The sequence below is a fragment of the Streptomyces katrae genome (assembly GCF_000966975.1).
In the GTDB taxonomy this organism is placed as follows: domain Bacteria; phylum Actinomycetota; class Actinomycetes; order Streptomycetales; family Streptomycetaceae; genus Streptomyces; species Streptomyces katrae.
The window spans coordinates 1-11,994 of sequence record NZ_JZWV01000668.1 but is presented as its reverse complement, the minus strand read 5'-3'; the positions used below and the strand labels follow the sequence as shown (position 1 = coordinate 11,994).

The window sequence follows — 11,994 nt, the reverse complement described above, 5'->3', positions numbered from 1 at the left end:
GTCATCAAGATGGTGCAGGCGATGCGGCACGGCACGCTGCCGCGCACCCTCAACGTGGACGCCCCGTCGGCGCAGATCGACTGGTCGATGGGCGAGGTGGAACTGCTGACGCGGGAGCGGCCCTGGCCGGAGACGGGCCGCCCGCGCCGCGCCGGGGTGTCCTCGTTCGGGATGAGCGGGACCAACGCGCACGTGATCCTGGAGCAGGCTCCCCCGGAGGCCGCGGCGGCGGAGGCCCCCGAGGCCGGGCCCGTCCCGGGTGTGGTGCCGTGGGTGCTGTCGGGCCGTACGGGGGCGGCGCTGCGGGCGCAGGCCGGCCGGCTGGCCGGGCACCTGGAGGCCGGGCCGGGGGCGCGCCCGGCCGACGTCGGGTTCTCACTGGCGACGGGCCGTTCCGCCTTCGAACACCGGGCCGTGCTGCTGGGCTCCGGCCCGGAGGAGTTCCGTACGGCCCTCGCGGCCCTCGCGGCCGGGGAGGCCGCGCCGGGTCTGGTGACGGGCTCGGCCGAGGCCGGCGCGTACGGGCGGGTGGCGTTCGTGTTCCCCGGGCAGGGCGCCCAGTGGGTGGGGATGGCCGTCGGACTGCTGGACGCCGAGCCGGTGTTCCGGGCGCGGATCGAGGAGTGCGCGGCGGCCCTCGCCCCGCACACCGACTGGTCGCTGCTGGACGTGCTCACCGGCCGGCCGGACGCGCCGGGCCTGGAGCGGGTGGACGTGGTCCAGCCGGCGCTGTGGGCGGTGATGGTGTCGCTGGCCGCGCTGTGGCGGGCGTACGGGGTGGAGCCGGCGGCCGTCGTCGGGCACTCGCAGGGCGAGATCGCGGCGGCCGTGGTCGCCGGGGCCCTGTCGCTGGAGGACGGCGCCCTCGTCGTGGCCCGTCGCAGCCGGCTGCTGACGGAGCTGTCGGGGCGCGGCGGGATGATGTCGGTGGCGCTGGCCCACGAACAGGTCGCGTTCGACGTGGCCGCGTACGCGGGCCGGATCGCGGTGGCCACCGTCAACGGGCCCGCCGCCACGGTGGTGGCGGGCGAACCGGCCGCGCTGGAGGAACTGCGGGCCCGGTACGAGGCCGAGGGGGTACGGGCCCGGATCATCCCCGTGGACTACGCCTCGCACTCCCCGCAGGTCGAGTCGATCCGGGAGCGGCTGCTGGAGGTGCTGGCGCCGGTGCGGCCGCTGCGGCCGGAACTCCCGCTGTACTCGTCGGTGACGGGCGAGGTGGTGGAGAGCGCCGTCCTGGACGCCGGGTACTGGTACGAGAACCTGCGCCGCACGGTGCGGTTCGAGGGGGCGGTACGGGCGCTGCTGGTCGACGGGCACCGCTACTTCGTGGAGGTCAGCCCGCACCCGGTGCTGACCCTGGGCGTCACCGAGACCCTCGACGCGGCGGCCGCCGCGGGCGGCGGGTCCGGGCGGACGGCCGTCGTGGAGTCGCTGCGCCGCGACGACGGGGGGCCGGGACGGTTCCTGGCCTCGCTCGCGGAGCTGTACGTGCGGGGCGGGCCGGCCGACTGGCGGCCCGCGTTCACGGCGCACCGGCCGCGCACCGTGCCGCTGCCGACGTACGCGTTCCGGCACGAGCCGTACTGGCTGCACGAGGCGCCCGGCGGCGAAGGCGCCGGCACGTCCGGGATGACGGCGACGGGCCATCCGCTGGCCGCGTTCCGCCTCGACCTGCCGGAGGCCGGGGCCGTGCTGTTCACCGGGACGGTCTCGGCGCGCAGCCACCCCTGGCCGGCCGGCGGTGAACTGCCCGTGGCGGCGCTGGTGGAGGCGGCACTGGCGGCGGGCGGGGCCGTCGGCCTGCCGGAGCTCGCGGAAGCGGCCGCCGAGGCGCCGCTGGTGCTGCCCGAACGGGGCGGGATCCGGCTGCAGCTGCTGGTGCAGGCCCCGGACGAGTCGGGCCGGCGCAGACTGAGCGCGGTCTCACGGCCGGAGGCGGCCGACTGGGAGGAGCCCTGGGTACGGCACCTGACGGGGGTCCTGGCACCCGGACGGGCGCCCTCCTTCCGCCCGGACGCGGGCCCGGGCCCGGCCGCCGCCGGCACGGGAGCGGCCGCGGGCTCCGGCGTGGCGGGTCGCGGAGACCGGTCCGAGGTGTGGCCGCCCCGGGGCGCCGAGCCGGTGGAGTGCGAGGACGGGCACCCCGCCGTGGAGCGGGTCTGGCGGCGGGGTGAGGAGTTCTTCGTCGAGGCCGTGCTGCCGGAGGAGCTGCACGAGCAGGTGGACGGGTACGCCCTGCACCCGGCCCTGCTGGAAGCGGCCCTGCACCCCGTACTCGCCGCCGGGGAGCAGCGGCCGGCGCCGCTCGCCTGGAGCGGTACGGCCCTCTACGCGACGGGCGCGTCCTCGCTGCGGGTGCGGGCGGTGCGCGGGGCGTTCGGGGTGGTGGAGCTGGAGCTCGCCGACGCCGAGGGCGGGCCGGTGGCGGCCGCGACCGTGACCCTGTCCGGCGTGGCGGAGGGCGGCGGCCGGGGCGGACGGCCCGTCACCCCGCTGCACGTGGTGTGGGAACGGGCCCCCGAAGCCCCCGAGCGGGCCTCGGGCCCGACCCGGGCACTGCTCGGCGTACCGGGCGGCGGCCGGGGCCCGTCGGTACTGCCCGAGTACGACGACGCCCCCGCCTACCCGGACCTGCCGTCCCTACTGTCCGGGGCCGGGACCGACACCGGGACCGAGGCCGGGACCGAGGCCGGGACCAACACCGGGACCGACACCGGGACCGAGGCCGAGGCCGAGGCCGGAGCCCGGGCTGAGGCTAGCGCCCCGTCTGGGAGGACGGCCGGGACCGCAGCCGGGGCCGGGCTGCCGGGGTTGTTGCTGGTGCCGGCGCTGCGGACCGGCGCCGCGCCGGAGGTGTCGGGGCCGGGGGTGCGGGCCGCCGTGGACGAGGTCCGTGGGCTGGTCGGCGCCTGGCTCGCCGAACCGCGGTGCGCCGGCACGGCGCTGGCCGTGGTGACGAGCGGCGCCGAGGCCGTGCTGGACGGCGAGGGCGTCCCCGACCTGGCCGGCGCGGCCGTACGCGGCTTCGTGCGCTCGGTGCAGGCGCGGCTCGCCGAGGAGGGCACGCGCCGCCTCGTGCTGGTGGACGTGGACGACAGCGACGCCAGCCGCAAGACCCTGCTGCGGGCGCTGGGCGGTGAGGAGCCGGAGCTGGCGCTGCGCGACGGCGTCGCCTACGCCCGGCGTCTGGTGCGGGCCGAACCGGTCCCGGCGGGTGCGCCCGCCGCAGGCGGCCTGGAGCCGGTCCGGCTGAGCGGCGCCACCGACGGGCCCAGGGCCGAGGAGGCCGCCCGGCAGCTGGCCGAGGGGCACGGGGTACGGCTGGCGGGGCCCGGCGAGGAGGCCGCGGCCATCGTCCACCTGGCCGGGCCCGACGGGCCGTCGCTGGAGGCCGCGGTGGACGCGGCGCTCGCCGTGGACGGGCACGGCACCCCGCTGGCGTTCGTCACCACCGTCGGGGGCGCGGTCGGCGCGGGCTGCGCCGAGGAGACCGCCGTGCTCGGCGCGTTCCTCACCGCGCTGGCCGCCCGCCGCCGCGCCGCCGGGCTGCCGGCGGCCGTGCTGGGCTGGGGCGCGGACCCCGGGGGCACCCCGGCGGGGCTGGCCCCGCTGTCCGGGGCGGCCGGTCCGGCGCCGCTCGGGCACGCCCTCTCCCGGAGCCTGACCCTGGTCTCCGCCCGGGCCGACGCGGGCCCGCTGCGGGCCTCGGGCCGGCCCGTTCCGGCGCTGCTGCGCACCCTGCTCCCCGTACCGCCGCGCCGGGCGGCCAACCGGCGGGCCGACGACGGGCTCCCGCCGCGCGAACGGCTGGCCGCGCTGCCCCCGGCGGAGCGGACGGCGGCCCTGACGGCCCTGGTGCGCGGCCACGCGGCGAGCGCGCTCGGGCACGCCGGTGCCGAAACCCTGTCCGTGGAACGGCCGTTCACCGAGCTGGGCTTCCAGTCGCTGACCGCCCTGCAGCTGGTCCGTTCGCTGCGGGAGGCGACGGGGCTGACGATCGCCCCGGTCACCGTCTTCGACCACCCGTCGGTGACGCGGCTGGCCGCGCACCTGTCCGGGCTGCTCGGCGAACTCCCGGCGCGGGAGGCGCCGGAGCCGGCCGGGGGCACGTTCGCCGCACTGCTGCGGGGCGCCCACGCGCAGGGCCGTACCGACGAGGGCGCGGCGCTGCTGATGGCGGCGGCCGGACTGCTGCCCGGCTACGACTCCCGCGCCGCGGTGGAGCAGTGGCCGGCGCCGGCGGAGCTGGCACCGCACCGGGAGGGCGCGGCGGGACTGTTCGCGTTCCCCTCGCTGGGCGCGGCCTCCGGACCGCACGAGTACCTGGCGCTGGCCGGCGCCCTGGCCGGCGTCCGGGGCCTGACGGTGCTGGCGCACCCCGGGTTCGGCGGGGAGGCGGTGCTGCCGCGCAGCCGGCGGGCCCTGGTACGGGCCCAGGCCGAGGCCGTCGCCGAGGCGGCGGGTGCGGCGCGGCCCGTGCTGCTGGGACACTCTTCCGGAGGCTGGGTCGCGCACGCCGTGGCCCGGGAACTGCTGGAGATCGGCCGGGAGGCGGCGGCGGTGGTACTGCTGGACACGTACGCGCGTTCCGAGGGCCGGCACGGGCTGTCGGTGCTGACGGAGCGGCTCCTCGATCCGGACGGCCCGCTCGGGGTGCCCGACGACGGGCGGTTCCTCGCGATGGGCGGCCACCTGCGGGTGTTCGCCGACTGGACCCCGGAGCCCGCGGCGGCGCCGACGCTGCTGGTGCGGGCCTCCGCTTCGGCGGCCTCCGGCGCGGCCGGCTGGGAGCACGCCGGCCAGGTGGCGGAGGTGAGCGGCGACCACTTCTCGCTGCTGGGCGCGGACGCGGGCGCGGTCGCGGCCACCGTGGACGGCTGGCTGCGGAAGGTGGCCCGCTGATGGCGGCCGGGCGGCTGCTCGCCGTATCGGACCTGCACGTGGTGCACGCGGAGAACCGGCGGCTGGTCGAGGAGCAGCTCCTGCCGGGGTCCCCGCAGGACTGGCTGCTGGTGGCCGGGGACGTCAGCGAGACGGCGTCGGAGATCGAGTGGGCGCTGGGTCTGCTGCGCGAACGGTTCGCGCGGGTGCTGTGGACTCCGGGCAACCACGACCTGTGGACCCCGAAGGACGACGAGGTCTCGCTGCGGGGGGAGGCCCGTTACCGGTACCTGGTGGAGCTGTGCCGGTCCCTGGACGTACTGACCCCGGAGGACCCGTACCCGGTGTGGGCGGGAGCGGGCGGGCCGGTGGTCGTCGCCCCGCTCTTCGTGCACTACGACTACTCGTTCCGGGCGCCGGGGCTGACGAAGGAGCAGTCCCTGGCCGCCGCCCACGAGTCGGGTGTGGTGTGCACGGACGAGTTCCTGCTGCACACCGATCCCTACCCGGACGCCGACAGCTGGTGCCGGGCCCGGGTGGCCGCGACGGAGGCCCGCCTCGACGAGGTGGACCCGGCGCTGCCGACCGTCCTGGTCAACCACTACCCGCTGGTCCGGGAGCCCACCGACGTACTGCGCTACCCGCAGTTCGCCCAGTGGTGCGGGACCACCCTCACCGCGGACTGGCACGTGCGCTACCGGGCGGCGGCCGTGGTGTACGGGCACCTGCACATCCCCCGGACCACCTACTACGACGGCGTCCGCTTCGACGAGGTCTCCATCGGCTACCCGCGCGAACGCCGTCTGCGCGGCCTGCCGCGCGGGGTGCTGCGGGACGTCCTGCGGCCGCACGAGGGCGAGGCCTGAGGGTTTCCCCAGGGTTTCTCGAGCGGGGGGCGAGCCGGGGCTGGTGCCGTAGGAGCCGACGGGGGCGGTGCGTGCCGCCCCCGGACGGACGAGAGAACGGACCCTCCCCCATGGCGGACCCCCAGGCTCTGCGCGACCTGTGGCTCAGGCAGTACCACCCGGCCCCCGACGGCGCCACGACCCTGGTCTGCTTCCCCTACGCGGGCGGGGCCGCCAGCTACTACCACCCGCTCTCCGAGGCCCTGTCGCCCGGGGTGCGGGTGCTGTCGCTTCAGTACCCGGGCCGTCAGGACCGCCGCGGCGAACCGGTCCGCACGGACCTGCACGTCCTCGCGGACGAGATCACCGGGGTGCTGTCCTCCTGCGTGGACGGCCCGATGGCCTTCTTCGGCCACAGCATGGGCTCCACCCTCGCCTACGAGACCGCGCGGCGGCTGGAGGCCGGACCGGACGGGGACCGGCTGCTCGGGATCGTCGTCTCGGGCCGCCGCGGCCCGGCCACGGTCCGCCACGAGACGGTCCACCTGCGGGACGACGCCGGGCTCATCGAGGAGGTCGTCCGCCTGGACCGCGGCAGCGCCGCCCTGCTCGCCGACCCGGACATCGCCGAGATGGTGCTGCCGACCCTGCGCGGCGACTACACGGCGGTGGAGACGTACGCGCACCGCCCCGGGGCGCGGCTGCGCTGTCCCGTCAGCGTGCTCACGGCGGACGCCGACCCGCAGGTGACGGCCGAGGAGGCCGCGGCCTGGGCCGGGGCCACGGACGGCGCCTTCCGCCTGCGCACCTTCCCGGGCGGCCACTTCTACCTCAACGCGCAGCGGGACGCGGTGACCGCGGCCCTGGCCGAAGACCTGGCCGCGTTCGCCCTGCCGGCCCGCGTGTGACCCGCGACCCTTCTTGGAGAATCAGTTGAGCAGTACGCCCGCCCGTCCCTCGTTCGGGACGGTCATCCTCGCCGTGTCCCTGCCGATGTTCATGGTGGCCCTCGACAACCTGATGGTGACCAACGCGCTGACCTCGATCCGCGCCGATCTGGGCGCCTCGGTCGAGGACCTCCAGTGGATCACCAACGCGTACATCCTGGGCTTCGCCGGCCTGCTGCTGGCGGCGGCCGCGCTCGGCGACCGGTTCGGCCGCAAGCGCGTCTTCGTCACCGGCATCGCCGTGTTCGCCCTGACGTCGGTCGGCGGCGCCCTGTCCTCGTCCACGGAGGCGCTGGTCCTCTTCCGCGCCCTCCAGGGCATGAGCGCGGCGGCGGTGATGCCGCTGTCGCTGACGCTGCTCGCGATGGCGGTGCCCGCGGAGAAGCGGGGTGCGGCGATCGGCCTGTGGAGCGGCATCAGCGGCCTGGCCGTGGCCCTGTCGCCGCTGATCGGCGGGGCGATCACCTCCGGTCTCGACTGGCAGTGGATCTTCTGGGTGAACGTCCCGGTGGCCGTCGTGGCGGTCCCGCTGGTCCTGAAGGCGGTCTCGGAGAGCCGTGGCGCCCCGGTGAAGCTGGACCTGCTGGGCCTGGTCCTGGCCTGCGCCGGCGTGGTCTCCCTGGTGTGGGCCATCGTCAACGGGCACGAGAAGGGCTGGGGTTCGGCGCCGGTGGTCTCCGCGTTCGCGGCGGCCGTGGTCCTCCTCGGGGCCTTCATCGCCTGGGAGCGCAAGGCCGCGGCCCCGCTGCTGCCGCTGTCCTTCTACCGCGTCCGTGCCTTCACCCTGTCGAACGTGGTCTCCCTGGCCGTGTACTTCGGCATGTTCGGCGCCACCTTCCTGATCGCCCAGTACCTGCAGACGGGTCTGGGCCACTCGGCGTTCGTCGCGGGCCTGTGGACGCTGCCGTGGGCGGTCATGCCGATGTTCATCGCCCCGCAGGCGGGCAAGCTCGCCGCGAAGGTCGGCGCGGGCCGGCTGATGGCCCTGGGCCTGGCGGTCTCGGGCGTGGGCCTGGCCTGGTTCGCCCTGGTGGTCGGGGTCGGCATCTCCGACTGGGCGTTCGTCGGCCCGTTCGTCCTGGCCGGTGCGGGCATGGGCCTGGTCTTCGCCCCCACCGCGACGGTCGTCATGGGCGCCGTCCCGCCCCAGCACATGGGCAAGGCCTCCGGCGCCAACACCACGGTCCGTGAGCTGGGCGGCGCGTTCGGCATCGCGGTCCTGGCGAGCGTCTTCGCGGCGCAGGGCGACTTCAGCGGCCAGCAGCGTTTCGTGGACGGTCTGGTGCCGGCCGTCTGGATCGCGGTCGCGGTGGTCTTCGTGGGCGCCCTGTTCGCCCTGGCGATCCCCCGCCCGAAGGCGGCCCCGGCCCCGGCGGCCGCCCCGGCCAGCCCGGCCCCCCAGGTGAAGCAGCCTGCCGACGCCACGGCCTGACACAGGCTCCCTTTCGAGCGGAAATCCGGTTGCGCCTTCCCTTTCCGCAGAAAAAGGAAAAGGGCTGCCGCGGTCCGATCTGTGATCGGACCGCGGCAGCCTTCGCGTGCGCGGGAAAACCGGTCAGCCGGTCAGCCGGCCTTGCGCCGGAAGGTCCGGCTCTGGCCGTTTGGGCCGCTGGCACCCTTGATCTTCAGCCGGCCCTCGTGGTGGGCCTGCTGGGAGCGGGCGTTGCGGGCCTTGCGCTCCAGAGCCTCGCGGAACTTGTCCTTGCCCTCGGCATCGGCCGCGTGATTGTCCGGCGTATCGGTCATGGGTTACCTCCTGGGCCGTTTACTGGAGCCCCTTCATTGTCGCACCCGATCCGGTACACGGCGACTCTTTTTTGTGTGAATGGCGCAATTCGGAGAGTTTTTGAGTCCGGCTCAGAAAACGGGATTGCCGGCCACCGGCCGCCGTTCCGGGGCGCGCAGGACGGGCGAGCGCAGCCGGGTCACCGGGTCCCCGTCGGCGCGCAGGTCCGGGAGGATCCGGGCGAGGGTGCGCAGGGCGGCGCGGGCGAGGGCCTCCACCAGGTGCGCGGACAGCCCGAAGTGCAGGTCGGCGCAGAGCCCGAAGGGCCGGGCGTCCGGCTCGGCCGGCGGGTCGCGGTTGACGGCGGCGACGAGGAGGGTGACCCGGGCGCCCACGGGGAGCGGGGTGCCGGCGAGGGTGACGGCCGAGCGCACGGCCCGGGACTCCAGCCGTACGGGGGGTGCGGTGCGCAGGGTGTGCGCGACCGCCTCCCCGGCCGCCCGGTCCGGGTCCTCGGCCAGCCGCTGCCAGCCGCCGGGTCGGTCGAGCAGCAGGCGGACGGCGTTGCAGATGAGGACGGCGGTGGGCTCGGCCGCGCTGAGGGCCGTGACCAGCGAGGCGCGCACGGTCTCGGCCGTGGGCCGGTGCAGGGCCTCGGCGAGGAGGCCGGCCATGGCGGTCTCCGCGGCCTGCGCGGCCCGCGCGCAGGCGTGGGTCTGCGGGCACAGCAGGCTGTCGAGGACGTGGCGGCAGTCGGGCAGCAGGCGGCAGAACCGCTCGTGCGCGGCCTCGGGCAGGCCGAGCTGCTCGGCGAGGACCGGGCCGGTCAGGCGGCGGGCGAAGTCCTCGGCGAGGTCGAACCGTTCACCGAGGCCGGCCAGGAGCGTGCGGGCCCAGGTGGCCGTCCGTTTCTCCAGGCTGTCGGCGTCGGCCGCCCACAGCAGGGGTCCGCCGAAGGCGGTGAGCGGGGCGAGGGCCGCGGCCGTGGCCCGGTCGAGGGCCCGGTCGAGGGCGAGGACGGCGCTGCGGAAGGGCGGCGGGCGCCCCCCGCCGGGGGTGGCGGCGGGGCCGGGGGCGTCGAAGGCGGGGTGCCCGACGACCTCCTCGGCGACGGCCCGGTGGGCGGTGACCCAGGTGTCCGGCAGGGCGCTGCGGTGGAGCGGGCCGAGGGCGCGCACGGCCTCCTCGGCGGCCTCCGGCGCCCCGGTGCCGGTGCGCAGGACCAGGGCGTACGGATCGGCTTCGAGGCCCGCGAACCACTGGGCGGTCCGGGCGAGTTGGTTCCTGCGGGCACGGCGGGCGGTCTCCCGGCCGGGGTCCCCGGTCAGCAGCTCGGAGCTCATGTCCCGCCCAGCATGACATCCCGCCGTTCGCGGGGGCCCCGGACGCGCGGGCGGGGCGGGCGGATGCCGGAGGACCGGCGTCCCGCCCGGGCCCGGGCCCGTGTCAGGCGGCGGTGGCGGCCTGCTCGGGGAGGGTCTCGTACAGGCCCTGCTCGCGGGTGGCGAGGACGGCGATCTCCCGGGCCAGTTCGCGGAATCCCTCGCTGGTCACGGCGGCGCGGTGCGCGGCGGTGTCCTCCCAGACGGAGAGTTCCACGAAGAAGTTGGCGGTGCCGACGAGGCGGAGCGTCTGGTGGCTGACGCAGCCGGGCCGGGAGCTGACGAAGCGGGTGAGGCGGTCCTCGGCGTCGATGAAGCGCACGAGGTCGCCGTGGACGTTCAGCTTGTTGACGTAGGTCACCATGGACGGGCGCTCCTTGCACGGGTTCGTTCTCGGATGTCGGTCTCGTTACTCGGTCTCGTCACTCGGTCTCGTGGACTGCTGTCAGACGGTCGCCTCGGCGGCCGCGCGGGTACGGATGCTGCGGCGCAGCACCGCCCGCACGGGCTTGCCGACCGGGGTGCGCGGGACGGCGTCGATGGCCTCGACGCGGCGGATCCGCTCGAAGGGCGCCAGGCGTTCGTTGGCGCGTGCGGCGATCTCCGCCAGCACGGGCGCGGGGTCGGCCGCGCCCTGCTCGCGCAGGACGATGCCGGCCCAGGTGACGGCCCCGTGCACGGCGTCGGGCCAGCCGACGACCGCGCACTCGGCGACCCGGGGGTCGGAGCCGAGGACCCGTTCGACGGCGCTGGGCGAGACGAGTTCCCCGTCGTGGAGGAAGACGTCCCCGAGCCGGTCGACGAGGAACAGCTCCCCGTCCGGGCCGATCCGGCCGACGTCGCCGGTGGAGAACCAGCCGTCGGGGCCCGCGGGCGGTGCCTCGGTGCCGAGGTAGCCGGCCATCAGCTGCGGGCCGCGCACCTGCACCTCGCCGCTCTCCTCCGGGGGCAGCGGGACACCCGTGTCGGGGTGGACGACGCGGCATTCGGTCCCGGGCACGGGCGTGCCGACGGAGCCGGTGCCGGTCGTGCCGTCGGGGCGCTGGCAGTGGGTGAGCGGGGAGAGTTCGGTCATGCCGTAGCCCTGGACGACGGGGACGCCGAGCCGGTGGGAGAGGGAGCGGGCGGCGGCCGGGTTGAGGGCGCTGCCGCCCGAGAGGACGGCTGTCAGCCGGGGTCCTGCGGGCAGGCCGGGCAGGGGGCCGCCGCCGCGCAGCCGCTCGTCGGCGGCGGCGAGCCGGTGGAGGCGGGCGGGCAGCCCGTAGTAGTGGGTGGCGCCGGCCGCCTCGGCGAGGGCGAAGGAGGCGAGCGGGTCGGGGTCGGGGCACAGCACCTGGCAGGCGCCCGCGTAGACGGCCGAGTTGAGGTGCATCGGCTGGTACAGCGGCAGGTGGTTGAGGGTGGTGGAGTCCTCGCCGAGCCGGTGGGCCAGGGCCGTCTGCACGGCGTTGGCGACCAGGCTGCGGTGGGTGAGCCGGACGCCCTTGGGGCTCGCGGTGGTGCCCGTCGTGAACTGGACGCAGGCCTCCGCGTCGAGGTCGACGGAGACGGCCGGGCGCGGGGCGTCGGACCCGGCGGCCGGGGCGACGGCGTCGAGCACGAGGTCCAGCGGGACGGCGGCGCCGGGGACGGGGCCGCCGTCCTCGGCGCCGGTGACCAGGACCAGGGACAGGCTCTCCGGCCGGTCGGGCAGCGCGCAGAGGGCCTCGGCGGCGGCCCGGGGCGCGAAGGCCAGCTCGGCGCCGGCCGCGGCGAGCACCTTGGCCGTCCGGGCCGGCGAGAGCAGCGGGTTGAGGACGACGACGGTGTTGCCGCTGCGGACGGTGGCGTAGTAGGCGGCGGCGAAGTCGGCGTCGAGGGTGTTCACGACGGCCACGCGGGCCCCGCGCCGGCCGACCGAGCACTCCAGGAAGGCGGCGATCCGGTCGGCCCGGGCGTCGAGCTCGCCGAAGGTGTACGTCTGCGCGCCCACGCGCAGCGCCGGGGCCCCGGGGGCCCGCAGCGCCGCACGGCGCAACAGCCCGTCCAACGGCAGTTGCGGCAGGTGCGGCAGTTCGGGATGGGCGGGTGTCGGCACGGCTCTGCTCCCCTCTGCACTGCGTCCCGGCGGGCGGCAGGGCCTTCCCACGATCCCCGCCACCGCTCGGAACCCACTCCAGAACCGCTCGAACCCCCCTGGCCCCCCACTCGGGCCCCGCTCGGGCCCCCGC

General features: G+C 76.7%; 8 protein-coding genes. 4 read left to right on the top strand and 4 right to left on the bottom strand.

The features are described from left to right. Positions 1-21 precede the first annotated feature (21 nt). The 4 genes from VR44_RS48520 to VR44_RS23615 all read left to right on the top strand — a co-directional run bounded on the left by VR44_RS48520 (position 22) and on the right by VR44_RS23615 (position 8,108). On the top strand, positions 22-4,905 hold the full coding sequence (locus VR44_RS48520) for an acyltransferase domain-containing protein (protein ID WP_281187178.1): 4,884 nt from the start codon (positions 22-24) through the stop codon (positions 4,903-4,905). Further along, on the top strand, positions 4,905-5,750 hold the full coding sequence (locus tag VR44_RS23625) for a metallophosphoesterase family protein (protein WP_045949588.1): 846 nt from the start codon (positions 4,905-4,907) through the stop codon (positions 5,748-5,750). The genes VR44_RS48520 and VR44_RS23625 overlap by 1 nt, the downstream gene beginning before the upstream one ends. Before the next feature lie 110 nt (positions 5,751-5,860). Next, positions 5,861-6,637 (top strand): thioesterase II family protein, encoded by a 777-nt coding sequence (locus VR44_RS23620; protein WP_045949587.1) that lies wholly within the window; start codon positions 5,861-5,863, stop codon positions 6,635-6,637. A gap of 25 nt (positions 6,638-6,662) precedes the next feature. Continuing rightward, positions 6,663-8,108, top strand: coding sequence for a DHA2 family efflux MFS transporter permease subunit (locus tag VR44_RS23615; protein WP_045949586.1), 1,446 nt, complete (start codon positions 6,663-6,665; stop codon positions 8,106-8,108). 131 nt (positions 8,109-8,239) lie between these two features. Here VR44_RS23615 and VR44_RS23610 read toward each other — a convergent pair whose 3' ends face one another. The 4 genes from VR44_RS23610 to VR44_RS23595 all read right to left on the bottom strand — a co-directional run bounded on the left by VR44_RS23610 (position 8,240) and on the right by VR44_RS23595 (position 11,861). After that, positions 8,240-8,422 (bottom strand): DUF5302 domain-containing protein, encoded by a 183-nt coding sequence (locus VR44_RS23610; protein WP_045949585.1) that lies wholly within the window; start codon positions 8,420-8,422, stop codon positions 8,240-8,242. A 111-nt stretch (positions 8,423-8,533) separates the two neighbouring features. After that, a complete protein-coding gene (locus VR44_RS23605; RefSeq protein WP_045949584.1) occupies positions 8,534-9,745 on the bottom strand; it encodes a cytochrome P450 family protein in 1,212 nt (403 codons plus the stop codon). Between the two features lie 103 nt (positions 9,746-9,848). After that, positions 9,849-10,148 (bottom strand): antibiotic biosynthesis monooxygenase family protein, encoded by a 300-nt coding sequence (locus tag VR44_RS23600; protein ID WP_045949583.1) that lies wholly within the window; start codon positions 10,146-10,148, stop codon positions 9,849-9,851. An 81-nt stretch (positions 10,149-10,229) separates the two neighbouring features. Then, the gene (locus tag VR44_RS23595; RefSeq protein ID WP_052713791.1) at positions 10,230-11,861 is read right to left on the bottom strand and encodes a class I adenylate-forming enzyme family protein; all 1,632 of its coding nucleotides are present in this window, start codon (positions 11,859-11,861) and stop codon (positions 10,230-10,232) included. Between the last annotated feature and the right edge of the window lie 133 nt (positions 11,862-11,994).